22 protein-coding genes and 1 tRNA gene are annotated in these 23,698 nt (G+C 70.6%); 10 read left to right on the top strand and 13 right to left on the bottom strand.

The genetic code is table 11. The features are described 5' to 3' along the window. The first annotated feature begins 7 nt into the window (after window positions 1-7). Entirely contained in the window at window positions 8-2,074 is a 2,067-nt protein-coding gene (locus MO1_RS02005) for a PhoX family protein (protein ID WP_082724350.1), read from the top strand. A 13-nt stretch (window positions 2,075-2,087) separates the two neighbouring features. On the opposite strand, the gene MO1_RS02000 is transcribed toward MO1_RS02005, so the two are convergent. Next, entirely contained in the window at window positions 2,088-2,969 is an 882-nt protein-coding gene (locus MO1_RS02000) for a helix-turn-helix transcriptional regulator (protein WP_060915073.1), read from the bottom strand. 101 nt (window positions 2,970-3,070) lie between these two features. On the opposite strand from MO1_RS02000, the gene MO1_RS01995 reads away from it, so the two are divergent. Genes MO1_RS01995 through MO1_RS01985 form a run of 3 tightly spaced genes read left to right on the top strand, consistent with a single transcriptional unit; the run spans window position 3,071 to window position 5,895 of the window. Next, window positions 3,071-4,312 carry a multidrug effflux MFS transporter gene (locus MO1_RS01995; RefSeq protein ID WP_060915072.1) on the top strand — a complete coding sequence of 414 codons (1,242 nt, stop codon included), beginning with the start codon at window positions 3,071-3,073 and terminating at the stop codon, window positions 4,310-4,312. Beyond that, window positions 4,309-4,836, top strand: coding sequence for a cyclophilin-like fold protein (locus MO1_RS01990; protein WP_036310321.1), 528 nt, complete (start codon window positions 4,309-4,311; stop codon window positions 4,834-4,836). The genes MO1_RS01995 and MO1_RS01990 overlap by 4 nt, the downstream gene beginning before the upstream one ends. Window positions 4,837-4,860: 24 nt before the next feature. Next, window positions 4,861-5,895 (top strand): zinc-binding dehydrogenase, encoded by a 1,035-nt coding sequence (locus MO1_RS01985; RefSeq protein WP_081416952.1) that lies wholly within the window; start codon window positions 4,861-4,863, stop codon window positions 5,893-5,895. Here the strand turns inward: MO1_RS01985 and sfnG are convergent, their stop codons facing one another. Both sfnG and MO1_RS14935 read right to left on the bottom strand, forming a co-directional pair. Then, window positions 5,896-7,044, bottom strand: coding sequence for a dimethylsulfone monooxygenase SfnG (gene sfnG / locus MO1_RS01980; RefSeq protein WP_060915071.1), 1,149 nt, complete (start codon window positions 7,042-7,044; stop codon window positions 5,896-5,898). It lies immediately after the preceding gene. Between the two features lie 355 nt (window positions 7,045-7,399). Further along, window positions 7,400-9,202 (bottom strand): acid phosphatase, encoded by a 1,803-nt coding sequence (locus tag MO1_RS14935; protein WP_060915070.1) that lies wholly within the window; start codon window positions 9,200-9,202, stop codon window positions 7,400-7,402. A gap of 191 nt (window positions 9,203-9,393) precedes the next feature. Between MO1_RS14935 and MO1_RS01970 the strand changes: the two genes are divergently transcribed. Then, window positions 9,394-9,822: a MarR family winged helix-turn-helix transcriptional regulator gene (locus MO1_RS01970; protein ID WP_060915069.1), complete on the top strand. Its 429-nt coding sequence runs from the start codon at window positions 9,394-9,396 to the stop codon at window positions 9,820-9,822. Between the two features lie 73 nt (window positions 9,823-9,895). On the opposite strand, the gene MO1_RS01965 is transcribed toward MO1_RS01970, so the two are convergent. Further along, on the bottom strand, window positions 9,896-10,348 hold the full coding sequence (locus MO1_RS01965) for an Hsp20/alpha crystallin family protein (RefSeq protein ID WP_036310324.1): 453 nt from the start codon (window positions 10,346-10,348) through the stop codon (window positions 9,896-9,898). A gap of 138 nt (window positions 10,349-10,486) precedes the next feature. On the opposite strand from MO1_RS01965, the gene MO1_RS01960 reads away from it, so the two are divergent. Beyond that, entirely contained in the window at window positions 10,487-12,538 is a 2,052-nt protein-coding gene (locus MO1_RS01960) for a prolyl oligopeptidase family serine peptidase (RefSeq protein ID WP_060915068.1), read from the top strand. 45 nt (window positions 12,539-12,583) lie between these two features. Next, window positions 12,584-14,017, top strand: coding sequence for an alpha-amylase family protein (locus MO1_RS01955; protein ID WP_060915067.1), 1,434 nt, complete (start codon window positions 12,584-12,586; stop codon window positions 14,015-14,017). Window positions 14,018-14,029: 12 nt separating this feature from the next. Here the strand turns inward: MO1_RS01955 and MO1_RS01950 are convergent, their stop codons facing one another. Continuing rightward, window positions 14,030-14,452 carry an organic hydroperoxide resistance protein gene (locus MO1_RS01950; RefSeq protein ID WP_020097977.1) on the bottom strand — a complete coding sequence of 141 codons (423 nt, stop codon included), beginning with the start codon at window positions 14,450-14,452 and terminating at the stop codon, window positions 14,030-14,032. Between the two features lie 13 nt (window positions 14,453-14,465). Further along, window positions 14,466-14,888 carry a MarR family winged helix-turn-helix transcriptional regulator gene (locus tag MO1_RS01945; protein ID WP_060915066.1) on the bottom strand — a complete coding sequence of 141 codons (423 nt, stop codon included), beginning with the start codon at window positions 14,886-14,888 and terminating at the stop codon, window positions 14,466-14,468. 115 nt (window positions 14,889-15,003) lie between these two features. Here MO1_RS01945 and MO1_RS01940 point away from each other — a divergent pair, with 115 nt between their 5' ends. After that, complete coding sequence (locus MO1_RS01940; protein ID WP_060915065.1) at window positions 15,004-15,633, top strand: DUF6584 family protein; 630 nt, start codon at window positions 15,004-15,006, stop codon at window positions 15,631-15,633. Continuing rightward, complete coding sequence (locus MO1_RS01935; RefSeq protein WP_060915064.1) at window positions 15,634-16,263, top strand: ThuA domain-containing protein; 630 nt, start codon at window positions 15,634-15,636, stop codon at window positions 16,261-16,263. It begins immediately after the preceding gene. A gap of 63 nt (window positions 16,264-16,326) precedes the next feature. Here the strand turns inward: MO1_RS01935 and MO1_RS01930 are convergent. From MO1_RS01930 to MO1_RS01910, 5 genes are all read right to left on the bottom strand, one after another. Further along, window positions 16,327-16,399 (bottom strand) — tRNA-Arg (locus tag MO1_RS01930). 64 nt (window positions 16,400-16,463) lie between these two features. Then, window positions 16,464-17,108, bottom strand: a complete 645-nt coding sequence (locus tag MO1_RS01925; RefSeq protein WP_060915063.1) for a hypothetical protein — start codon at window positions 17,106-17,108, stop codon at window positions 16,464-16,466. Window positions 17,109-17,158: 50 nt separating this feature from the next. Continuing rightward, complete coding sequence (locus MO1_RS01920; protein ID WP_060915062.1) at window positions 17,159-18,634, bottom strand: serine hydrolase domain-containing protein; 1,476 nt, start codon at window positions 18,632-18,634, stop codon at window positions 17,159-17,161. A 25-nt stretch (window positions 18,635-18,659) separates the two neighbouring features. Further along, complete coding sequence (locus tag MO1_RS01915) at window positions 18,660-19,616, bottom strand: aldose 1-epimerase family protein (protein WP_060915061.1); 957 nt, start codon at window positions 19,614-19,616, stop codon at window positions 18,660-18,662. Beyond that, window positions 19,613-20,647 carry a zinc-binding dehydrogenase gene (locus MO1_RS01910; RefSeq protein ID WP_060915060.1) on the bottom strand — a complete coding sequence of 345 codons (1,035 nt, stop codon included), beginning with the start codon at window positions 20,645-20,647 and terminating at the stop codon, window positions 19,613-19,615. Before MO1_RS01910 ends, MO1_RS01915 begins: the two co-directional genes overlap by 4 nt. A 52-nt stretch (window positions 20,648-20,699) precedes the next feature. Between MO1_RS01910 and MO1_RS01905 the strand changes: the two genes are divergently transcribed. Then, complete coding sequence (locus tag MO1_RS01905; RefSeq protein WP_060915059.1) at window positions 20,700-21,944, top strand: FAD-dependent oxidoreductase; 1,245 nt, start codon at window positions 20,700-20,702, stop codon at window positions 21,942-21,944. Window positions 21,945-21,947: 3 nt separating this feature from the next. Here the strand turns inward: MO1_RS01905 and MO1_RS01900 are convergent, their stop codons facing one another. Continuing rightward, window positions 21,948-22,790 (bottom strand): sulfurtransferase, encoded by an 843-nt coding sequence (locus MO1_RS01900; protein ID WP_060915058.1) that lies wholly within the window; start codon window positions 22,788-22,790, stop codon window positions 21,948-21,950. A 188-nt stretch (window positions 22,791-22,978) separates the two neighbouring features. Then, window positions 22,979-23,560, bottom strand: coding sequence for a hypothetical protein (locus MO1_RS01895; RefSeq protein WP_060915057.1), 582 nt, complete (start codon window positions 23,558-23,560; stop codon window positions 22,979-22,981). Window positions 23,561-23,698 lie beyond the last annotated feature (138 nt).

The following is a 23,698-nucleotide window of genomic DNA, read 5'->3' as shown; positions in this document are numbered from 1 at the left end:
ATCCCCCGTGACGATTCTGGACCCCCCCACCGCCCGCAAGACCCTCCCACTCGCCGCGCACGCCGTCGGCAAGCGCTCGGCCGTGACCTGCCAGTTCAAGTGCGCGAACGCGTGCCTCGGCCCCGAGTGCAACGGGTCGGACAACCCGACGTTCCGGAGCATCGCCGAGCTCGCCCTCTCGCGCCGTACCCTGATCGGCGCCGCTGCCGCTGGAGCGGTCGTCGTCGCGACCGACGCGTTCGGCATCATGAACCCGGCGCCGGCGTCCGCGCTCACCGGCGGACCGGTCGAGTCCACGTGGGGATGGGGCGGTGCGCACAGCCTTCCGTTCCAGCCGATCGCTCCCGTCCCGGCATCCGTCGACGCGCTCACGGTGCCGAAGGGCTACACGTGGTCGCCGATCATCCGGTGGGGCGACCCGCTCTTCTCCGACGCGCCCGCGTTCTCGCTCGAGGCGCAGAGCCCCGCCGCGCAGGCGCGGCAGTTCGGCTACAACAGCGACTACCTCGACATCCTCGCCGACCGCGGCGGACGCACGGGCGTGCTCGTCAACAACCACGAGTACGTGAACCCGAACATCATGTTCGCCCCGACGACGGATGCCGCCGAGCTCCGCCGTCGCGGCGAGGTCTACAAGGCCGCCCAGGGCATGTCCGTGGTCGAAATCACGCGCCGTCGCCGCGGCAAGCCGTGGCGCTACGTCGTCGACGGCCGCCGCAACCGGCGCATCACGGTCGAGACCGTGTTCGAACTGACCGGCCCCGCCGCCGGCTCCGACCTGGTGAAGACCGCCGCCGACCCCGAGGGCCGGTGGGTGAAGGGCACGCTCGGCAACTGCTCCGGCGGCACGACGCCGTGGGGCACGATCCTCTCGGGCGAGGAGAACTTCAACGGCTACTTCGCGTGGGCCGCCGACACCGCGGGGCAGAAGCGCTACCAGGCGACCGCCTCGCGGACGACGTCGACCGGCTGGGAGGCCTACGACCCGCGGTTCAACTCGTTCGACCCCGGCTACGTCAACGAGCCCAACCGGTTCGGTTACATCGTGGAGATCGATCCGGACGACCCCACCTCGACGCCGAAGAAGCACACCGCGATGGGGCGCTTCAAGCACGAGGGCGCGAACGTCATCGTCGCGGACGACCGCCGCGTCGTCGCCTACATGGGCGACGACGAGCGCAACGACTACCTCTACAAGTTCGTGTCGAAGCACCGCATCAGCTCGTCGCGCAAGAAGAACATGACGCTCCTCTCGGAAGGCGACCTGTACGTCGCGCGCTTCCGGGGCGACTCCCCCGCGAGCCAGATCGACGGCTCGGGCACGCTCCCCGCCGACGGCGCGTTCGACGGCAGCGGCGAGTGGATCGCGCTCACGCGTCACGGCAAGAGCGTCGTGCCCGGCATGACGACCGATGAGGTCCTCGTCTACACGCGCCTCGCGGCCGACAAGATGGGCGCGACGAAGATGGACCGCCCCGAGGACGTGCAGCCGAGCCTCCGCACCGGCAAGATCTACGTCGCCCTGACGAACAACTCCGACCGGGGCAAGACCTCGATGGTGGATGAGGCGAACCCCCGCACGGGCAACCGGTTCGGCCACGTGCTCGAGATCACCGAGCGCCGCGGCCAGACGGGCACCTCGTTCGGGTGGAGCATTCTGCTGCAGTGCGGCAACCCCTCCGACCCGAGCACCTACTTCGCGGGGTACCCGAAGGACAAGGTGTCGCCGATCTCCTGCCCCGACAACCTCGCGTTCGACGAGGACGGCAACCTCTGGATCTCGACCGACGGCGCCCCCAGCACGATCGGCTTCAACGACGGCCTGTTCCGCGTCCCCCTCACCGGGCGGGAGCGCGGGCACGTGCAGCAGTTCCTCGCCGTCCCGCGCGAGGCCGAGACGTGCGGCCCCGTGATCCACGCGCGGGAACAGCTGGTGTTCGTCGCGGTGCAGCATCCCGGCGAGAACGGCACCGTCGCAGCTCCCACCTCGCTGTTCCCCGACTACGGCTCGACGCGACGGGGCGACATCCCCAACGCGCCTCGACCGGCGGTCGTGCAGGTGTACCGGAGCTGATCTGATGCCCGCGTCAGCCCGCCGGCGGGCTGACGCGGGCGCGATCGTCCACCGCCAACGACCCGAGCAGCCCCAACCGCTCCGCCGAGGGTGAGCCGGGCTCGGCGCTGTAGATCAACAGGACACGACCGGGCTCGGCGGTGACGGCGAGCTCCTCGTACACGAGGGTGAGTTCGCCGACCGAGGGATGCCGGAAGCGCTTCTTCCCGGAACCGTGGGCCCGGACGTTGTGGGCGGCCCACAGCTTCCGGAACTCGTCGCTGCGGGTCGACAGTTCGCCGACGAGATCCTGGATGCCCTTGTCGTGCGGGTCGCGGCCGGCCTCCGCGCGGATGACGGCGACGCACATGTCCGCGAACAGATCCCAGTCCGGATAGAAGTCCCGCGCGACGGGATCGAGGAACTGGAAGCGTGCGAAGTTCGGGACGCGTCCGCCGTCACCGATGAGAGGCGAGTAGAAGGCTCGGCCTAGATCGTTGAACGCGATCAGGTCCTGACGCTGGTCGCGCACGACGGCCACCGCATCCGTGATCGACGACAGCGCCCACTCGAGGCTCGGACGGATCGGCCCCGACTTCGAGGCGCGGCGACGATGGCGCCCCGAGGCGGGAATCCCGTCGGCGTTGCGTGCGAGGTCGAGAAGGTGCGCGTGCTCGGCGTCGGAGAGGTGCAAGGCGCGGGACAGGGACTCCAGCACCGCACCGGACGCGCCCGCGATCGCTCCTCGTTCGAGCTTGGCGTAGTACTCCACGCTCACGCCGGCGAGGGCAGCGACCTCGCTGCGCCGGAGCCCCTCGACCCTTCGGCCCGGTCCCGCGGGGATCCCCGCCGCATCCGGCGTCACGCGTGCCCGACGCGTCATGAGGAACTCACGGACCTCAGCTCGATTGTCCATGCCCACAGGCTAGATCGGCCGAGCCGGATCAGGGATGCCCTCTCGGTACACCTTCCGGCAGGGACTCCCGCCCGCGCCCGAGCGCGACGACGCTGAAGGACATGACCGCATCCGCTCTCACGCAACGCACCGGCTCCCGGAGGGCGCTGCCGACCCTGCTCCTGCTGCTGACCGTGTTCGGCCCGATCTCGATGGACCTCTACCTCCCGGCCCTCCCCGCGCTGACGGCGGAGCTCGACGCCGTCACCTCCGTGGCTCAGCTCACCGTCACCGCCTGCCTGATCGGGCTCGCCGCCGGCCAGCTGATCGCGGGCCCCCTGTCGGACCGGGTCGGACGCCGCGGCATCCTGCTCGTCGGCATCGCCGCGTACATCCTGATGTCGGCGGTATGCGCGCTGAGCCCAACGGTCGAACTGCTGATCGCGGCCCGGTTCGTGCAGGGGCTGGCCGGCGGGGTCGGCATCGTCATCTCGCAGGCCGCGGGCCGCGATGTGTACACTGGCGGCGCGTTGATCCGGTTCTACGGGCGCCTGACGGTCGTCGGCGGCCTCGCCGCGATCATCGGGCCCCTCCTCGGCGGACTCCTCGACGCGGTCACGGACTGGCGCGGCCTGTTCGTCTTCCTCGCCGCGATCGGGGCGGCCATCCTGGTCGTCACGCTGCGGATGTTCCCCGAGACGCTGGCACCCGAGGAGCGGACCGCCGGCGGCTTCGCGCACACCGTCGCCGACTTCCGGACGCTCCTGCGAGACCGGGCATTCGTCGGGGCCGTCCTGAACCAGGGGTTCCTCTACGCCGCCCTGTTCGCCTACCTCGCCGGATCGACCTTCGTCCTGCAGGACGTCTACGGGCTGTCCCCGCTCGGCTACGCGCTCGCTTTCGGGCTGAACTCGGCGGGCTTCATGACCCTGGGACACCTCGCCGGGCGCTCCGCCGAGCGGTGGAGCATTCCCGGCACCCTGACCGCCGGCGTCCTGACGTCAGGTGTCGGCGCGATCGGACTCCTCGTCGCCGGCCTCACCGCCCTTCCCCTGTGGGTCGTCATCGTGTCGCTGTTCCTCCTGGCGGGCGGGGTCGCGATCTCGTCTCCCCCGGCGACGACCCTCGCCCTCGCCGACTATCCGCGGATGGCGGGCACGGCCTCATCCCTCCTCGGGATGGTGAGGTTCGGGTTCGGGGGGATCGCGGCTCCGCTGGTCGGGGTCGCCGGTGCCCTCAGCATCCTGCCGCTCGGCATCGTCACAACGGTCTCCGTCCTCCTCGCGGGCGCCTCCTTCCTAATCCTCGCCCGCGGACGCACCGCATCGGCGGTCCGCTCCCCGCAGGTCGGGAGCGCCTCGTGATCGGCGACCCCCGCGGACGGATGCCGCGCCGCAGGGCAGCTGTCGGCTTCGGGCTGCTCGGCGTGGCCCTGCTGGGCGGCTGCGCCGCCGAACCCACTCCGCAGCCCGCGGCGACCCGCCCGGACACGCCCTCGGCCTCGGCATCCGTTCCGGCGGAGATCGTGGGGACGCGCATCCGGTTCTCGTCCGACCGCACCACGATCGACGTCACGATCGGCGAGGACAGCCCGGCGGTGCGCGATCTCCTGTCGCTCCTCCCGGCCGAGCTGTCGTTCGAGGACCTGAACAGCCGGGAGAAGATCGCGTCCCTGCCCCGCGAACTCGCCTGGCAGGGATCACCGGGCTCCGACCCGGAGGACGGCGACCTCATCTACTACACGCCCTGGGGGAACCTCGGGTTCTACTACGACGCCTCCGGGATCGAGTACTCCGACGACACGCTCCACATCGGCACCTACGACGCCACCGAAGAACAACTGTCGCTCCTCGTGGGCGGACCCGTCACACTCGAGATCATCGACTGACCACTGAGACAAGGAACAGAAGTCATGCGCGCAACCCTCATGTACTCCGCGGGCGACGTCCGCGTCATCGACGTGCCCGAGCCCACCCTCGAAGCGCCCACGGACGCGATCATCCGCGTCACCTACGCGTGCGTCTGCGGCTCCGACCTGCACCCGTATCACGACCTCGAGGACACCCCCGAGGGACGCCGCATGGGGCACGAGGCCGTCGGCGTGGTGGAGCGGATCGGCGAGGACGTGACGACCCTCCGGGTCGGCGACACCGTCATCGTCCCCTTCGCCTGGTCCGACGGCACCTGCACGTTCTGCCGCGACGGGATCACGACCTCCTGCATCCATGGGGGCTTCTTCGACGGCGCCGCATCCGCCACCCAAGCCGAGAAGCTGCGGGTGCCGTACGCCGACGGCACCGCCGTCGCCATCCCGGCCGGCACCGACGAGGCGCTCATGCCGTCGCTGCTGACGCTGTCCGACGTCTACCTCACCGGCTACCACGCGGCTATCCGCGGCGGCGTCGAGGCGGGCAAGACCGTCGCGGTGATCGGCGACGGAGCGGTGGGCCTCTCCGCCGTGCTGGCTGCGCGGCAGCTCGGCGCCGAGACCATCATCCTGATGGGCCGGCACACCGCCCGCACCGACCTCGGCCGCGAGTTCGGGGCGACACACGTCGTCGCCGAGCGCGGCGAGGACGGCGTCGCGAAGGTGCTCGAGATCACCGGCGGCGAGGGCGCCCATGTCGTCCTCGAGGCGGTCGGCCACATGCCGGCATACGAGCAGGCTTACGGCATCGTCCGCCCCGGCGGCGTCATCTCGCGCGTCGGCGTCCCCCAGTACGAGGATGCCGCGGTCGGGTTCACCTCGCTGTTCGGCAAGAACGCGACCCTCACCGGCGGGCCGGCCACCGTCCGCGCCTACCTCGAGGGCGCCATCCCCCAGGTGCTCGACGGCACCATCGAGCCGGGCAAGGTCTTCGACCGCGAGCTCCCCCTCGACGACATCGCCGAGGGCTACCGCCTGATGGATTCGAGGGAGGCGCTGAAGGTCCTCATCCGCCCCTGATCAGCGGGCGACGCCGATCGGGTCGCCGGTGCGGGCGAGGTCGGCCTCCAGCTCGCGAACGATCGGGATGACCTTCTCGCCGAACGCCTCGAGCTCCTCCTGGAAGTGCAGGAAGCCGAGCAGGAACAGGTCCACCCCGCGCTTCTTGTAGGCGATGATGCGCTCGGCGACCTGCTCGGGCGGACCGAACAGCTGGGTGCGGAAGCCGTCGTTGTACTGCACGAGGTCCTCGAACGAGGAGTCGGCCCACATCCCCTTGCGGTCCGCGGTGGATGCCCCGGCCTGCTGCACCGACTTGCGGAAGCCTTCGACGGACGCCGGATCGGCCTGCGCGATGATCTCGCGCAGCTGCTCGCGCGCTTCCGCCTCGGTGTCGCGGACGATCGCGAACCCGTTCAGACCGAACCGCACGGTTCGGCCGTGCTCAGCGGCGACCCGGGTGACGTCGTCGTACTGCTCGGTGAAGCCGTCGAAGTCCTTGCCGTTGGAGAAGTACCAGTCGGAGTGGGCGCCGCCGTTGAACCGTGCCGCCGTCGAGTTGCCGCCCTGGAAGATCTCGGGATGCGGGCGGCCGGGCACCGGGTACGGCCCGGGGCGCAGCGTGAAGTCGTTCACCCGATAGAAGTCGCCGTGGAACTGCACGTTCTCCTCGGTCCAGAGCTTTCGCAGCACCTCGATGAACTCGGCGGAGCGGCGGTAGCGCTCGTCGTGCTCGAGCCACGGGAGGCCGAGCTTCGTGTACTCGTCCTTGAACCAGCCCGAGACGACGTTGACGGCCGCGCGGCCCTTCGAGAACTGGTCGGCCGTGAGGATGAACTTGGCCAGCACGGCCGGCTCCCACAGGCCCGGGTGGACGGCGGCGATGACCTTCAGCTTCTCGGTCGCGAGCAGCAGAGCGAGGCTGATCGACGTCGACTCGTGCTGCTGAGCAGCGCCGTAGCTCGACAGGTAGCGCACCTGGCTCAGGGCGTACTCGAACCCGACGCGCTCGGCCGTCTGAGCGAGCTTCACGTTGTACTCGTAGTCCCAGGAGGTCCGCTGCTCGATGTTCGAGACCACGAGGCCCCCGCTGACGTTGGGCACCCAATAGGCGAACTTCAGCGGCTCGTGCGTCGACGCCGGGTCGTGCGGGGGTGTCTGCTCAGTCATGAGATCTCCGGGTGAGGACGGCGCCCTGAGGCGTCGCATCGGGTGGCTTCCCGGAACTCTCCGCCGGCCGGCCGGAGGGTGTCAATCGATGTGACCGCGTGTGTCCGACCATGACGCCGGGTGACGCCATCCAGGGCTGCGCGCCCCGCCCGAGCCGGCCGGAGTACACGCCAAGCTCGCTCATCACAAATTGATAACAGGAAATCCTTGCCGCCGTTATCCCGTCGTTATACAGTCAATGCCAGGTAGTTGTTTTGCTGTGGCAGCTACCGACATGTGATTGCAGGACACTCTTGGTGCAAAGGGACAAGGGCCGGCTGGATGCCTCTCCAGCCGGCCCTTACTGCATCACCCGTCAGACGGTCGAGCTCCGTCGGCGTCGCAGGACCAGCACCACACCGAGCGCGAGAAGCGCCGTGCCGGCGCTGCCCGCGATCCACAGCGGAGCAGCCTGACCACCCGTTGACGCCAGCTCATCGTCGACGGCGGCGGCCTGACCCACGGTCACCGCGGCCCAGCCGACGAGCTCCCCGGATTCATCGACGACCGCGACCCGGTGCGACCCGGCCTCGAGATCGTTCGGCAGCGCGAAGCTCGCGGCACCCTCGGCATCCGCTGTCACCCCTCCAAGCGCCGTCGGCGTGGAGTAGACGAAGCCGTAGTACCGCTCCCCCGCGGCCAGGCCCGACACGAAGATCCGGTCACCACGGACGGAGGCTTGGATCTTCCCCTCCGCCGCTGCGGGCAGGTCGTCGCCGTTCGCGACGGGAGCGCTGGGCGCGCCGCCCGTGGACGGCAGCTCGCCGGGAGCGGGCGTGGAGGTGGGCTCCGGCGTGGGCGACGGCGCGGTCGTGGGCTCGGGAGCAGGCGACGGCTCGGGATCGGGCGACGGAGACGGCACAGGCGTCGGCGACGGCTCCGGGGTCGGTCCGGTGCCCGGCGTGCCGATGACGACCGAACCGTCGTCCTTCACGGTGACCTTCGCCGCCATCGCCGCGGCGAGGTTCATCCGCTGCCAGCTCTCCTGCTCACCGACGTCGAGCGGGTGGCCCGAGTCCGTCGCGGTGAGCGCGAGCACCTGTCGACGCTGCTTCGGCGTCAGATCGGGGTGGCTCGAGACGAGCAGCTCTTCGGCTCCTGCGGGGACCACGACCTTCGCGCCCTTCGGACCGGTGGCGGGGAACCCGTAGCCGAGGTGCTCCTCGTAGTACGCGAGTGCCTTGTCCGTCGGGAGGTAGGGGACATCCTTCGCGATGCAGTTCTCGAGGGTGTCGCCGCAACCTCGCTCGAGCACGCCGCGCAGTTCGTCGGATGCCTCGTCGACGAGTTCGCGCATCTCCGGGTCGGCGAGGCGGAGCGCGATGATCTTCTGCCCCATCATCCGACCACTGATGACGTCGAGCGGGTAGTGCGCAGCCATGACGACGCGGTTGTTGCCGGCCTCCGCGGTGCGCGCGAGGATCTGCGGCGCGAGCTCGGGCAGCATCTCGGCGAGCGCCGTGCCCTGCCAGTACGCCTGCGATGTGTGGCCGGAGGGGAAGGACCCGCTCTTGGAGCCCCACGCGTCGCCGCCCTCCTTGTCTCGGTAGACGAGGTCCTTCGTGGTGTCGAGCCGCAGGTAGGGGCGCTTGTAGTCGAAGTAGTTCTTCGGGGGGTTGCTCGACGAGGTCGACCCGAGCTTGCCGCCTTCTTTATTCAGGAGCCACGTCAGCTTCGGCAGCTCGCCGTCGGCAATGGCTTCTGCGTAGATCGCGCCGAGCTTCTTGCCGAACGCGTCACCCATGCTGACCGACATGTCCTGGTACTGGTCGACGATGGCCCGCTGCACCTGCGCATCGGATGCCGTGAGGTTGATCTCACTCGTCAGCTTGTCGTTGTAGTTCATGACCGCGGGGTTGCCGCCGTCGCCCCGGTCGGTCCGGAGACCGTCGAAGATGTCCATCATCTGCACCGACCAGTTGTCGGCGCTGGGGGCCGACGACGTGCCGGTCGACGCGGTCGCGTCGGACGAATAGGTCGCTGTCTTCTGCGCCTCGGTGAAGCCGTCGGCTGCGAAGGCCGGTCCGGCAGTCAGGGCGCAGGCGACAAGGATGCCGAGTCCCCCGATCGCCACGCCGGTGCGAGTACCGGCTCGTTGTGTCTGTCTCTTCACGCTCATGGGCGCGCCTCACTTCCATCGGTTGCGGGGGTTGTCGCAGACTATCGGCGCGGGGCCGCTTTGTCAGGACATAGCGACAACAGGGTTCGTGAGAATGCTCTCCTCTTCACGAGAACGGCCGGTGACGCCACGGTGACGACGAGGCATCCATCGGCGTCTTCGGCGTGGCACACCGCTATACAGTTGACGCCATGACCGACCGACGCCTCGCCATCGCTGCCTGGGAGAGCCTCTTCCGCGCGCAGCACGAGGTGATGGCTGAGATCTCGAAGGACTTCGACGAGGACGAGCTCTCGGGTGCCGAGTACGACGTCCTCCTCACCGTGACCCGTTGCGAGGAGCACACGGCGCGACTGCGCGACGTGACCGCCAACATGTTGATCAGCCAGCCGAGCGTGTCCCGACTGGTCGATCGGATGGTCGCCCGCGGCCTCGTCTCGAAGTGCCCCGACCCGCAGGACGGTCGCGGTGCGATCCTCCGCGCCACCGAGAAGGGCGCCTCGACCTTCCGTCGCGTCGCAACCGTTCACGGCCGCACGATCGCCGAACGGATGTCGGTGCTCACCGACGACGAGCTCTCGCAGCTCGAGCAGCTCACCGCCCGCCTCCGCGGCGTCTGACCGAACGCGAATCGCCCCGCATCCGAGACGGGATGCGGGGCGATTCGCGTTCACTGCGGGAGCGCTGTGCCGGTCACTGGTCGATCGGCTGCGGGTGCTCGCTCTCGCCGGCCGTGATGGTCGGGGACGATCCGTCGGCGACCACCTGAACCTTGCGAGGCTTGGCCTTCTCGCTCACCGGGATGGTGACGGTCAGCACGCCGTTGTTGTAGGTCGCGGTGATCGACTCGGTGTCGATGCCCTGGCCGAGGTTCAGCTGGCGGAGGAAGCTCGCGGTCTCGCGCTCGCGCGTGATCCACTTGACCCCCTCGCCGGAGCCGAGCGTGCGCTCCGCGCGGATGGTGAGCAGCTGACCGTCCACGTCGATGTCGACCGAGCCCGGATCGATGCCCGGCAGGTCGGCGTTGAGGACGTAGTGGTCGCCGTCGCGGTACAGATCCATCGGCATCCGTCGCGGACCGCGGCGCGTGTCGAAGAGGGTCGACGCGAGGCGGTCGATGTCACGGAACGGGTCGTAGGTTGCCATGATTCTCTCCTTCGGTGTGGTGGTTCAAAGTTGAGCCTTATCGGCTCAAGTAGCTTCAGATTAGCACTCACCCACATCGAGTGCCAACGATTCGCGCACGGCGAACGACCCTCGGAAACCTGCCCGTAGGCTGACGATATGAGCGCCCACGAGATCGCCCCCGAGCCCGCTGACCCGTTCCTCTGGCTGGAGGAGATCGACGGCTCCGCCGCCCGCGACTGGGCCGCGGAGCGGACAGCCGAGACCGAGGCGGCGTTCGCCGGCGATACCCGGACGGCGCTCGAGACACGGCTGACCGGCATCCTGCAGGACCCCGACCGACTCGTCGTCCCGAGTCGCCACGGCGACCTCATGTACGACCTGTGGCGGGATGCCGAGAACCCCCGCGGCCTCTGGCGTCGCACCTCGCGCGCCTCCTTCGCGGGAGGCACCCCGACGTGGGAGGTCCTGCTCGACATCGACGCCCTCGGCCGCGAAGAGGGCACCGCCTGGGCGTTCGCGGGCGCGGCCCACGGTCCCGCCGGCACCGGCCGCGCGCTCGTACGACTGAGCCCCGACGGGGGCGACGCCGCCGTGGTGCGCGAGTTCGATCTCGAGACGCGTCGCTTCGTCGACGACACCCCGTTCACCCTCGACGCCGAGAAGACCATGATCGCGTGGGTCGACCGCGACACCCTGCTCGTCGCCACCGCCCTGCACGGGGGCGGCGTGACCGACTCGGGCTACCCGATCAGCGCCCGCGCATGGCGCCGGGGCGAGCCCCTCGAGGACGCGCCGCCCATCGTGACGGGTGTCGCGTCGGACGTCGGCGTGTTCACGCACGTCGACCACACCGGCGGCACGGCGACCCCGATGGTCGTCGTCGCGCACGACTTCTTCCACTCCGAGTCGTGGGTCTGGGACGGCGGCGAGCCGAGCCTCCTCGCCGTGCCGCAGGACGCGAACGTCGACGTGCACGGCGAGCTCGTCACGGTCCGCACGACGACCCCGTGGCAGATCGGCGACACGACGCATCCGTCGGGCACCCTGCTCATCGGTCCACTCGAGACCGTCACGGAAGGCGATGGGTCGGGCCTCCGCGTCGCGTTCGCGCCGACCGACACCGCCGTGCTCGAGACGTGGACGTGGACCCGCACCCGCCTCGTCCTGACGATCCTCGACCGCGTGCAGAGCCGACTCGTGTCGCTCGATCCCGACACGCTCCTCGGCACCGACATCGACCTGGGGCTCGGCGATGCCGACCTCTTCAGCGCGAACATCGCGACGGTCGATGACGAGGAGGACGACGAGCTGTGGGTGGTCGCGCGCGGCTTCCTGACCCCGCCGACCCTGCTCGTCATCGAGCCCGGGAAGGACGCCCGCGTCGTCGACCGCAGCCGGGCGACGTTCGATTCCTCCGGCCTGGTCGCCCAGCAGCACTGGGCGACCTCGGCCGACGGCACGCGCGTGCCCTATTTCGAGGTCGGCCCGCGCGAGCGTTCCGGCGCGCTCCCCGTCCTGATGAACGGGTACGGCGGGTTCGAGCACGCGCTCACCCCGGAGTACCCGACGATCGTCGGCCCCGCGTGGCTTGAAGAGGGCCGCGTGTACGTCGTCGCGAACATCCGCGGCGGCGGCGAGTTCGGCCCGGAGTGGCACCTTGCCGCGCTCCGCGAGAACCGCCACCGCGCCTACGAGGACTTCGCCGCCGTCGCCCGCGATCTCGTCGCCCGTGGTGTCTCGACCCCCGACCGGATCGCCTGCCACGGTCGCAGCAACGGCGGCCTGCTCGTCGGCAACATGCTCACCCAGTACCCGGACGACTTCGGCGCGATCGTGTGCGGCGTGCCGCTCCTCGACATGCGCCGCTACACGCGCCTGTCGGCCGGTGCCAGCTGGATCGCCGAGTACGGCGATCCCGACGACCCCGCCGAGTGGGAGTTCGTGAAGACCTTCTCGCCGTACCACCTGATCGAGCCCGGGCGGCGGTACCCGGCATCCCTCATCTACGCAGCGGCGAGCGACGACCGGGTCGGTCCCGTGCAGGCGCGCAAGATGGCGGCGCGCATGGCGGACGAGACGGATGCCGAGGTGCACTACCTCGAGCCCATCGAAGGCGGTCACTCGGGAGCAATCGATGCGGCGTCGACGGCGGCACTGCACGCGACGATCCACGCGTTCCTCGACCGGACGGTGGCGCGCGCCGACTGAGGGTCGAGGGCCCGCCCTCTACGCTGGGGGCGGGAGGTCCACCGCATGAGCACCATCGGGACCGTCGAGGACGAGCTGGCGGCGACGCTGTCCGCCGTGGCAGAACGCACCCGCGTCGACGACGCGGCTGCCGACCGCATCCGTCGACACTTCCCTGCCCTGCACGCGGCGCTGGCGGCACGGGATGCCTCGTCGGCAGAGCTCGCCGACCTCGTCACCACCGCCGTCGTCGCCGCGAACGGGCTTTCGCTCGACCTCAAGGTGCACGGCGAGCAGCGCGCCGCGAACACGACGCGAACGGCGTCGCGGTTCGCCCTCGGTGCGGCCTGTTACGCCGACCGCTACGCCGGCAACCTGGCGGGCCTGCGCGATGAGATCCCCGCGCTCCGAGACCTCGGCGTCAGCGTCCTGCACGTCCAATCGCCGTTCGCCCGCCGTGAGGACGGCACTGTCGACCTCCGCCGCGGCGACCCCGGGCTCGGGTCGATCGATCGGCTGTCCGACCTCGCCGGGGACCTGCGCCTGTCGGGCATCTCGCTCGCCGTGGACGTGCCCGCAAGCGACGACCTGAGCATGTTGATCGACGATCTCCTCTTCCTCGCGGGCCGCGGCGTCGAGGTCTTCCTCCTCTCCGACCGCGCGGCGGTGGACATCGCCGCTGCCGTGCTCGCGATCGGTGCACCGGGGGTCGATGTGCTCCCGGCATCCCCCGGTTCGGCCCCGCTCTGGCAGGCACTCGCCACCGGCGACGCTGCGCCCTTGCAGCGCGCGATCGAGCGCCGCGACGGCAGCACCGACGTCGCCGCGGTCCGCGACGCGGACGCCGTCATCTGGGAGACGGATGCCGCGGCTCTGACCGCGCGGTACACCGACGAGTCGTCGTTCGGGCGCGGGCTCGCGACCGACGGCGGCGTCGCCGGGACGACGGCCTCGCTCGCAGGCGTCGAGGCTGGCGACCCGCTCGGCGAGGCCCGCGTCGCCCACGCGCACGCTCTCATGCTGAGCGTGCCGGGACTGCCGATGCTGTGGCTCGGCGACGAAGTCGGCCAGCTCAACGACCCGACGTTCCGCGACGACCCCGAGCGCCGCGACGATGCACGCTGGACCCACCGGGGACAGAAGCCCCGCGACAGCTACGCGCAGAAGTCGGATGCCGCGACGTCAGCGGGCCGCATCCACCGAGACCTCACGAAGCTCATCGCGGTGCGGCACACCACGCCGGAGTTCGATGGAGCGGATCTCATCGGCTTCGAGGTGCCGGTGCCGTCGGTGGTGGGGTATCAGCGCCCCGGTGACGGCAGCGTCGTGCTCGTGCTCGCGAATGTCGCGGACGAGCCGGCGCACATCCCGGCGGTGACGCTCTCGGGCTTCGCTCCGACGGCGCTCGATCTCGTCGAGAGCGTCGAGGCCGACATGAGCGAAGGGCTCACGCTGCCTGCCTGCGGATTCCGCTGGCTGCGCGTGAGCCCTGTCGCCTGAGTCCGGCGGAGGTCAGTCCTCGACGACCGTGACCGTGACCTCGATGTTGCCGCGCGTGGCGTTCGAGTAGGGGCACACCTGGTGTGCGGCGTCGGCGAGTGCCTGCGCCTGGTCGTGCGGGAGGTTCGGGATGACGACCTCGAGCTGCACGGCGAGACCGAAGCCGCCCTCGCCGTTGGAGCCGATGCTGACGCGCGAGCCGACGCTGGTGTCCTCGAGGGTCACCTTCTGCGCGCGGGCGACGGACTGCAGGGCGCTGTGGAAGCACGCGGCGTAGCCCGCGGCGAAGAACACCTCGGGGTTCGGTGCGCCACCGGCGCCACCCATCTCCTTGGGAACGCGCACGTCGGTGTCGACGAGGCCGTCGACGGTGCGGACGTGTCCGTTGCGGCCGCCTCCGGTTGCGAGTGCTTCTGCGGTGTAGAGAGCTTCCATGATGTCCTTCGGGTCAGGAGGCGATTGCCTCGTCGGTGGTGCGCATGACGCGGTTCAGGTCGTGGACCACGTCGAGCAGCATCCGAGCCTTCTCTTCGGTCAGTCCGGTGCAGCGCGCGATCTCCGCGCCGACGACGGACAGTTCCGAGCGGAGCGTGCGTCCGTCGTCCGTCAGCGTGACCTCGACGACACGGTCGTCGTGAGGACTGCGCGAACGGGAGACGATGCCACGCGCTTCGAGGCGGCGGATGAGGGGTGACAGAGTGCCCGAGTCGAGGAAGAGTTCTTCGCCCAATTCCTTCACAGACCGGGGCTCCTGGTCCCCGAGAGCGACGATGACGAGGTACTGGGGGTACGTCAGCTTCCACGGCGCGAGCACGCGCCGATACGCCTGCCCGAAGGCGTGGCTGGCCGAGTACACCCCGAAGCACACCATCTGGTCGGTCGCTCTCATATCAGTATGGTTGCACGCAATTGAGTTGTGCGCAACTTAACCGAAAGTGAGCGATCGGCGCGGCCATACTGAGGTCATGGGGACGACGGATGCCGCTATGGCCGACGCGTTTGAACGGGCGGCGATCGTCGGCACAGGACGCGCTGCCCGGCCGCTGCGGTCCGCCCTCGAGCGCAACCCGAACGACGCCGACCTGAGAACCGCGCTGGTGGCGCTCTACCGCGCGAGCGGAGCGCGCGAGCAAGCCGGTCGATACTCCGTCGCCGCGCCCGACGCGGACCCCGACGAGGTGTCCGCCTACCTGCGCTGGGCGATCGCGCAGGGAACCGACGAGGCGCGCGTCCGACGCCTCAGCCTCCTCGATGACAGCCAACGGTTGCCGGAGGACTTCGTCGCGGATCTCGCGGCCGGCAGAGTGCGCCGCACGCCCGCCGAAGCGTGGGACGAGCGGGGCGGTAGCGCGATGGCCGTCTTCGCGGCGCTGATCGTCATCACGCTGGTCGTGACCTTCGCGGTCGTGATCTTCTGGACCCCGGCCGCACCGTTCATCGCTCATCTCGGGTCGCGCCTGTTCGCACTAGCGTGGGCCGTCGCCTTCGCCTGCTTCAGCGTCGCCGACGCCCTCCGACACCGGCGGAAGGATGCCGCGTGGAAGGGCGTCGTATCCGTGGTGCTGTTCGTCTTCGGCGCTGCGGGCCTGGTGAGCCTGTTCACCGGCGGGATCTGAATGAGCCGCGTCGTCGTCTTCTCGGGCGGTGCGGATTACGCCGACCCGTGGCATCCGTTCGGCGAAACGAGTGCGATCGTGGCGGAGGTGCTCCGCGAGGAGGGTGACGTCACGGTCGTCGGCACGCTCGACGCCCTCGCCGAGCGGATCGGCGATGCGGATCTGCTCGTTATCAACGCCGGCGGCGGGACCGCGCCGCATCCGCTCGACGCGCACCTCGCCGAGATCCTCGCGGGGTACGGCGGGCCGTTGCTCGCCCTGCACGTCTCAGCGACGCTGATGCCGGAGCGCGCCGCTTGGGAGGCGCGTCTCGGCGGGCGGTGGGTCCGCGACGTGACCTTCCACCCCGAGCGCGGACCGCTGCGCGTGCGTGCCGTCTCGGCATCCGTGGCCGACCTCGCGGCGTTCGAGACGGTGGATGAGGCGTACACAGCCCTGCGGGTCTCCCCCGACGCAGACGTTCTGCTCGTGCACGATGACGCCGACGGGGTCGCGCACCCCCTCGTGTGGACGCACGAGAACGAAGGATGCCGCGCCGCCTACAGCGCGCTCGGTCACGACGCGGGGGCTTACGCGTCGCCGCTCGCGCCGGAGCTCGTCCGGCGGCTCACGCACTGGCTGCTGGGCTAACGGGCGGAGAACAAGAACGGCCCCGCCGAAGCGGGGCCTTTCTCAGACTGTCTCAACACAGTGTGCGCCCGAAGGGACTCGAACCCCTAACCTTCTGATCCGTAGTCAGATGCTCTATCCATTGAGCTACGGGCGCATGGCCTGTTTCCGGGCCGAGGAAAAGCATACGTCACCGCGGCCCGTAATCCGAAATCGGGGCGCTATTCGAGCTCGCCCGGGTCGATCCCGGCGGGCCCGGCCTCGAGGATCGGCTCGGGCTCGACGCCCTCGTCGCGGAGCGCCTGCTGCTTCGCGGCACTCCGGCGGTGGGCGCGGAGCTTCGGGAGGTCGACGAGGCGCAGCGCCTGCATGCGGGCAACCCGCATCCGGTCGTAGTCGGCGTCGAGGTCGGGACGGGCCGCCGCGATCCGCAGCGACCGGTCGATGTTGTTCGACACCTCGGCCCACGCGGCGTCGCGCGCGTCGGCGATGAGCTTGCGGAGTTCCTCCTGGTCGTCGGCACGGACGCGGAGCTCCTTCGCGACGTGTAGCGACTGCTTGCGCCGGCGACGGAGGTTCCGGACGTCGCGACTGCGGTAATCATGCGTTCCGCTCGAGTCGGAGTACCGGTTGCGCGCGGCCTTGCGCTCGCGCTCGGTGCGGGCGGCATCCGCTTCAGCCTCTTCGGCCAGCGAGATCAGGATGTCGCGGGCGTCGCCCATGAAGCGTTCCGAATCGAAGTCGTCACCCTGCACGAGGATGTCGACGAGGATGCGGTTCTTCAACGCCAAACGTGTCGCCGCGGACGCGATGTAGAGCCCCTCGGCGACGACGTCCCGGGTCCTGACCCGCTCATTCTCCGCCACCGCTCACCCCTTGCCGTCCAGTCTACCGAGCAAGGGCCTCGGGATGCCGGTCAGTCGAGCGACGGCAGGGCGTGACCGGCCGGCCCGTCACCGCGCAGCGGCGGGAACCGCCAGGCCAGCGACGCCTTTCCGCCGGGGGCGATGTCGACCCGGAGGGCGTGCGGAGTCTGGATCATGCGCAGGCGCGCGTGCCACACGCCGTCGGCGTCGACACCGGCGACCGACCTGAACGGCACTCCGTCGAGCCCGTCCGCCGGCGCCGGCCACTCCCCCGACACCCAGTCGCCGCGGCCGACGGGCAGGGTCGCGTCGACGCCGTCTCCCACGAAGCGGATCGCCCATCCTTCGCGGGTCTCGCTGACCTCGACGCGCTCGGCGCCGGGCACCGGGCCGCCGCTCGTGAACGGTCCGGGCGGGTACGCGGTCGCGTCGACGTCGAACGTTCCCGAGAAGCCGGTGCCCGCGTCATCGGGCAGCGGCAGGGCGAGCGACGACAGCCGCTCGGCGAGCGCGGCATCCGCTTCGTCCGTCCCCGCCCCGGTCATGGCGGGGCGAAGGTGCTCGGTGATGAGGTTCAGCAGCGTCTGCATGTCGACCGTCTCGGCCGTCGTGATGATGACGGCATCCTCTTCGGGCCACACGATGATGAACTGCCCGTACGCACCGTCACCGCGGAACCCGTGCCGGTTCATCCAGTACTGGAAGCCGTAGCCCTGCTGCCAGTCGATCGGATCCGGAGCCCCCGGACCACGATGCGCGGTGTCGTTGCCCATCTGCTTCGACGTGGCGGTCGCCACCCACTCCGGGTCGAGGATCTGCTCACCCTGCCAGCGTCCGCCGTCGAGCATGAGCTGACCGGTCTTGGCGAGCGATTCCGTGAAGACATGGATGCCGCTGAAGCCCATCTCGACGTCTCCGAGCATCATCCACTGCGCCTCGTCGATCCCGAGGGGGTCGAGCAGTCGCGGGCGCAGGTAGTCGAGGATCGTGCCGCCGGTCGTCTTCGCGACCAGGCGCCCGACCCCGTAGATCGTGGGCTGGCTGTATGCGAAGACCGACCCGGGTTCACGGTCGGGCGCGACGCGGAAGAATCCGCCCAGGACGTCGCCGCCGACCTCGCGCGAGGCCGCCGCGGCGCGATCGAGCGCCTCGGACTCGTGGCCGCTCGCCATCGTCAGCGCGTGGCGCACGAGGTAGCGGCGGTACTTCTCGTCGAGGTCGTCGGGGACCAGCTCGGGGAAGTGATCGACCATCACGTCATCGAGTCCGAACCGGCCCTCGGCGATCGCGAGACCCGCCGCGGCGGACGTGAACGTCTTCGACAGCGAGTAGACGAGATGCTTCAGGTCGGGCGCGAACGGCGCCCACCATCCCTCGGCGATGACGTGTCCGTGACGCACCACCATGAGACTGTGCATCTCGGTGTCGGTCTGGCTGATCGCGTCGATCAGGCGGTCGACGCCGGCGGCATCCACCCCCTGCGCAGACGGAGTGGACCGGGGCAGGGAGGAGGACGTCGACGTCATGTCGCCATCCTAAGGACGACGGCTATCAGAGGGCCGAGATGCGCCAGGATGCCGCGAACGTCGCCCCGGGCGCCAGCACGAGCAGTCCCGCGTCGTAGTCGTACGCGCTCGCGTTGAACGCATCGGGCGCGCACGTCATCGGCTCGACAGCGAGACCCTTCCGGTGCCCCGGGTGGGCGGCTCCGGTCGGCTTGTCGGCGGTGTGCACCTGCACCCACGGGCACTCGGCGCCCCACGTGACCTCGACGCCGACACCCGACGGGTCGGTGACGCGGACCGTGGCGGCGCCGTCGGCATCCGTCTCGATGTCGGTGAACGCGTGGTCGAGCTCGACGTCACCGAGAACCCGCGGCGCGCGCCGGTCGAACCGCTCGGGCTCGTAGTCGGTGACGGGGTGGACGGCGACGGGGCTGAGCCGGTCGGGGGTGACTTCGAGAACGGATGCCGCAGGCAGCACGAGCGTCCACTCGTCGAGAGGCGCGGGGCCGGCGACCACGTACGGGTGCGGGCCGGTGCCGAACGGCGCGGGCCTCGTGCCGAGGTTCCGCGCTCGGACGGTCTGGGTGAGGCCGTCGACGGCGAGCGCGTAGGTCGTCTCGACGCGCACGCGCCACGGATAACCCGTCTGCGGCTCGATCGTCGCGGCGAGCGTCACGCTGCTGTCGGTGCGCTCGACCTCGGCGAAATCGAGCCACGCGACGAGCCCGTGGAGGGCGTGCGACCGGTCCGGCTCGGTGAGAGCGGTGACGAGCTCCTCGCCGTCGAACTCGTACTCGCCGTCGACGATGCGGTTCGGCCAGGGCGCCAGGGTCGCGCCGCGGTAGTCGGGTCGCACCTGGTCGGCCTCGAACGGGACGACGAGGTCGCGGCCGTCGTGGCGGAGCTCCCGGAGGGTGGCACCCACCGAGGCGATGACGGCGTCGTATGCGCCGGAGCGCAGCGAGAACTGGACGCCCGAGAGCGGGGCGGGGGCTGTGGTCACGGGCGGAGCATCACTTTCAGGGCGGCGCGGTCATCCATCAGGCGGTAGCCGTCTGCGGCTTCGCCGAGGCTCAGTTCGCGATCGAAGACGGCCCCGGGGTCGACAGTACCGTCGAGGACGCCCGGCAGGAGGTCGTCGATGTAGGCGCGCACCGGGGCGACGCCGCCGGTGACGGTCACGTTCTTCTGGAACTGCACGCGCTGCAACGGCGCATCGGCGTACTGCGGCACGCCCACACGGGTCACGGTGCCGCCGTCGCGCACCACGCCGAGCGCCTGCTCGTACGCGGGAAGGTGCCCGACCGCGTCGATGACGACGTGGGCTCCGAAGCCCCCGGTCAGCTCGCGGACGGCGGCGACGCCCTCGTCGCCGCGCTCGGCGACGACGTCGGTCGCGCCGTAGCGACGGCCGAGATCGGTGCGCACCTCGTGGCGACCCATGAGGATGATGCGCTCGGCGCCCAACCGACGTGCCGAGAGGACCGCGAGAAGGCCGACCGCACCGTCGCCGATGACGACGACGTCCTTGCCGGGTGCCACGCCGCCGGTGACAGCGGCGTGCCAGCCGGTGCCGTAGACATCACTCAGGGTGAGGAGCCCCGGCATCCGCTCGTCGTCTTCTGCGACGTCGACGCGGTAGAGCGTGCCGTCAGCGAAGGGAGCGCGGCGACGCTCGGCCTGCGCGCCCCCGGCGCCGGTCGGGACCGACAGGCCGGCGAACCGGCACGAGGTCTGCAGGCCCGCGCGGCAGAACTCGCACTCGCCGCACGAGAAGACGAACGGCACGATGACGACGTCGCCGGGCGTCACGGTGCGGACGTCCGCCCCGATCGCCTCGACGACACCGATCATCTCGTGCCCCATCGAGCGGCCCGCCTCGCTGGGCTCGATCGAGTGGTAGGGATGCAGGTCGCTGCCGCACACGCACGCCACGACGGTGCGGAGCACGGCGTCGGTGGGCTGTTCGATCCGGGGTTCGGGGGCGTCGACCACGCGGACGTCACCGGGGCCGTACATGTAAGCAGCTCGCATCCTCCGATTCAACTACGGATGCCGGGGCGCCGGGCTGTGCGAGTCTGTCGCCATGACCGCTCTCCACGACGTCGCGATCGTCGGTGCGGGCCTCGCCGGGCTCCGCGCCGCCGCGATGCTCGCCCGCTCCGGGCGGGATGTCGTCGTGCTCGACGCCGGCGACGACGTCGGCGGCCGGCAGCGCACCGACGTGGTCGACGGGTTCCGCCTCGACCGCGGGTTCCAGGTGCTGAACCCGCGGTACGACGCCCTCGCCCGGGCGGTCGACCTCGCCGACCTCGACCTGCGGGCATTCCCCGTCGGCGTGCGGGTGGTGCGCGGCACGCGGTCGGACGTCCTCGCGCACCCGCTGCGGCACCCCGGGATGCTCCCCGCCACCATCGCCGGCGCACTGTCGGGTCTCGTGTCGCCCGCCGATGTCGTGGGCGCCGCGCGGTGGCTCATGCCCGCGCTCGTGCGCCCGGCATCCGTCGCGGACGGACCGGATGCGACGCTGCACGAGGCGTGGGACCGCGCCGGACTCACCGGGCCGCTGCGCCGATCCGTGCTCGAACCGTTCCTCACCGGGGTGCTCGCCGACGACGGTGCGGAGACGTCCGCGGTGTACGCGACGCTGCTCACGCGTCTGTTCGCCCTCGGCCGGCCGGGCGTTCCCGCGCAGGGCATCGCGGTGCTGCCGCGGCGGCTGGCGGCGCTCGCCCGCGCGGCGGGGGCCGACATCCGTCTGTCGCACGCCGTGGACGCGATCGACGTGCGCGACGACCGGGCGGAGATCGGCGTGGTCGGCGGCGACACGGTTGCTGCCCGCGAGGTGATCGTCGCGGTGGGCGGCGATCAGGTCTCTCGCCTGACGGGCGAGCCGGCGCCGGCGATGCGCGGGCTGCAGACGTGGTGGTTCGGGACGGATGCGGGGGCCCCGGCATCCGCTCTGCTGACCGTCGACGGCGAGCGCAGCGGCCCGATCGTGAACAGCGTGGTGATGTCGCGGACGGCGCCCGACTACGCCCCGAGCGGTCGCCACCTGGTCTCGGCGAGCTGTCTGCTGGGGGATGCCGCCGACGAAGCGAGCGTGCGCGCGCAGCTCACCAGGATGTGGGGCGGCGAGGCCGCGTCGTGGGAGCTGCTGCGGCGCGACGACATCCCGAACGCGCTGCCCGCCCTCGGAGCGCCGATGCGGCACCGGTCGCCGGCGCGGCTGTCGGAGCGCGTCGTGCTCGCGGGAGACCACCGCGAGACACCTTCGATCGCGGGCGCGCTCGTGTCGGGCGAGCGTGCGGCGCGCGCGATCCTGGGCTGACGCCTACGGCTGGTCGCCGGTCGCGACCGGACGGTCGGGGTGGTTCGACCACTGGCTCCACGACCCGCCGTACAGTGCCGCGTCGATACCCGCCAGGCTCAGCGCGAACGCCGCCTGCGCGGCGGAGACGCCCGAGCCGCAACTGACCCCGACCGTCGTGTCGCCGGTGACGCCGAGCGCCTCGTACCGTGCGCGCAGCTCCTCGGCCGAGCGGAATCGGCCGTGCTCATCGACGTTGCCGCCGGTCGGCGCATTTACCGCGCCGGGTATGTGGCCCGCCCGCGGGTCGATCGGCTCGACCTCGCCGCGATAGCGCTCGGGGGCGCGCACGTCGAACAGGATGCCGGTCGCCGGCAGCGCCGCGGCCTCGTCGATGTCGAGGCGAGTCAGATGCCGGGGGGTGAGCGACACGTCACCGCGGGCCGCGTGGACCGTGCCCGACTCGAGCGGAAGGCCGGCGTCGCGCCAGGCCCGCAGGCCGCCGTCGAGGACGCGGACGTCGGGCACACCGGCATCCGTCAGCACCCACCAGGCCCGAGACGCCCCGAACGTCTGCCAGTCGTCGTACACGACGACTGTGTGCCCCTTGTCGATGCCCCAGCGGCGCGCAGCCGTCTGCAGGTCGGCGATCTCGGGGAGCGGATGCCGCCCGTCCTCCGGCGCGCCGTGGGCGGCGAGCTCATCGTCGAGGCTGACGTACACCGCGGTCGGGATGTGCCCCTCCTCGTAGTCCGCACGTCCGTCAGGTCGGTCGAGGCGCCATCGGACGTCGAGAACCGTCAGCGGAGCGGCATCCCTGATCATCCGGTCGAGCTCGTGGGGGTCGATCAATCGCGCGCGTGACATGCCCCGACCCTACGTCGCACGGCCCGCCCGGTGCGTGCGTCGAGCCGTCGCACTTCGTCGTTTCCGGCTCGGCGCGGCGACCGACTGCGACGGCTCGACGGCGCCCGAACGCGACGATGCCGGGGCCCCGTGGGACCCCGGCACGCGTGTCGAGCGGGTGCGGATCGGCTGGGCCGAACCGCGGGCGATCAGTTGCCCAAAACGCCGTCGACCAGGTCGTTGACGTCCGACGACACGTCGCCGACCGTGCTGTCGACGTCGCTCGTGATGTCCTTCACGAGGTCGCCGGTCTTCGAGGTGACGTCGGTCGTGACGTCGCCGACCTCACCGGAGACATCGGTGTTCGGCGACACGTCGGTGTTCGGCGAGACATCGGTGTCGTTGCCCGAGCCGACGTCGTTGCCGTTGCCGACCTCGTTGCCCGAGCCGACGGGAGCGTCGACGGAGGTGTCATTGCCCGAGCCGATCGGCGCGCTCACGTCGTTGCCCGAGCCGATGGGGGCGTCGTTACCGGAGCCGATGTCGCCCACGGAGAGGTCGCCGGTCGAGATGTCGCCCAGGAGGGGTCCGTCCAGCAACGAGCCGACTGAGCCCTGGAAGGCGTCGTTGGCGTCGAGGAAGTTCGTGAACGCCTCGGTCGCCGTGGTGGTGGTGGTGGTGGTGTCCTCGCTCTGGGCAGCGTTCGCCGGGAGGGCGAATCCTGCGGTGAGGGCGACGGCCGCCAGGCCGGTCGAGCCGAGAACGATGGTCCGCTTCAGGTTGGTACGCATGGTGTTTTCCTTCCTTCAGTGCGGCTTTCGCACAGTGGGTGGTCCGGGGCGAGGCACGGAATCGGATTGGACCGGATGCCGAGAAGAGGCGTCGGCGAGGGCGTGACGCAGGCCCCTCTTCCCCGTAAAGACGCGGTG

Origin of the sequence: Microbacterium oleivorans NBRC 103075 (genome assembly GCF_001552475.1) — a bacterium.
Lineage (GTDB): Bacteria > Actinomycetota > Actinomycetes > Actinomycetales > Microbacteriaceae > Microbacterium > Microbacterium oleivorans.
Note: the sequence above shows the minus strand (reverse complement) of the source record. Positions and strands in the feature narration are given on the sequence as shown.

Excerpts from the sequence above, each read along its gene's own strand:
- MO1_RS01940 (WP_060915065.1), top strand. The coding sequence starts at position 15,004 with ATGGCCGACGCGTTTGAACGGGCGGCGATCGTCGGCACAGGACGCGCT.
- MO1_RS01960 (WP_060915068.1), top strand. The coding sequence starts at position 10,487 with ATGAGCGCCCACGAGATCGCCCCCGAGCCCGCTGACCCGTTCCTCTGG.
- MO1_RS01935 (WP_060915064.1), top strand. The coding sequence starts at position 15,634 with ATGAGCCGCGTCGTCGTCTTCTCGGGCGGTGCGGATTACGCCGACCCG.
- MO1_RS01905 (WP_060915059.1), top strand. The coding sequence starts at position 20,700 with ATGACCGCTCTCCACGACGTCGCGATCGTCGGTGCGGGCCTCGCCGGG.
- MO1_RS01910 (WP_060915060.1), bottom strand. The coding sequence starts at position 20,647 with ATGCGAGCTGCTTACATGTACGGCCCCGGTGACGTCCGCGTGGTCGAC.
- MO1_RS01985 (WP_081416952.1), top strand. The coding sequence starts at position 4,861 with ATGCGCGCAACCCTCATGTACTCCGCGGGCGACGTCCGCGTCATCGAC.
- MO1_RS01970 (WP_060915069.1), top strand. The coding sequence starts at position 9,394 with ATGACCGACCGACGCCTCGCCATCGCTGCCTGGGAGAGCCTCTTCCGC.
- MO1_RS01950 (WP_020097977.1), bottom strand. The coding sequence starts at position 14,452 with ATGGAAGCTCTCTACACCGCAGAAGCACTCGCAACCGGAGGCGGCCGC.
- sfnG (WP_060915071.1), bottom strand. The coding sequence starts at position 7,044 with ATGACTGAGCAGACACCCCCGCACGACCCGGCGTCGACGCACGAGCCG.
- MO1_RS01995 (WP_060915072.1), top strand. The coding sequence starts at position 3,071 with ATGACCGCATCCGCTCTCACGCAACGCACCGGCTCCCGGAGGGCGCTG.
- MO1_RS01965 (WP_036310324.1), bottom strand. The coding sequence starts at position 10,348 with ATGGCAACCTACGACCCGTTCCGTGACATCGACCGCCTCGCGTCGACC.
- MO1_RS14935 (WP_060915070.1), bottom strand. The coding sequence starts at position 9,202 with ATGAGCGTGAAGAGACAGACACAACGAGCCGGTACTCGCACCGGCGTG.
- MO1_RS01945 (WP_060915066.1), bottom strand. The coding sequence starts at position 14,888 with ATGGTGTGCTTCGGGGTGTACTCGGCCAGCCACGCCTTCGGGCAGGCG.
- MO1_RS01900 (WP_060915058.1), bottom strand. The coding sequence starts at position 22,790 with ATGTCACGCGCGCGATTGATCGACCCCCACGAGCTCGACCGGATGATC.
- MO1_RS01955 (WP_060915067.1), top strand. The coding sequence starts at position 12,584 with ATGAGCACCATCGGGACCGTCGAGGACGAGCTGGCGGCGACGCTGTCC.
- MO1_RS01895 (WP_060915057.1), bottom strand. The coding sequence starts at position 23,560 with ATGCGTACCAACCTGAAGCGGACCATCGTTCTCGGCTCGACCGGCCTG.
- MO1_RS02000 (WP_060915073.1), bottom strand. The coding sequence starts at position 2,969 with ATGGACAATCGAGCTGAGGTCCGTGAGTTCCTCATGACGCGTCGGGCA.
- MO1_RS01920 (WP_060915062.1), bottom strand. The coding sequence starts at position 18,634 with ATGACGTCGACGTCCTCCTCCCTGCCCCGGTCCACTCCGTCTGCGCAG.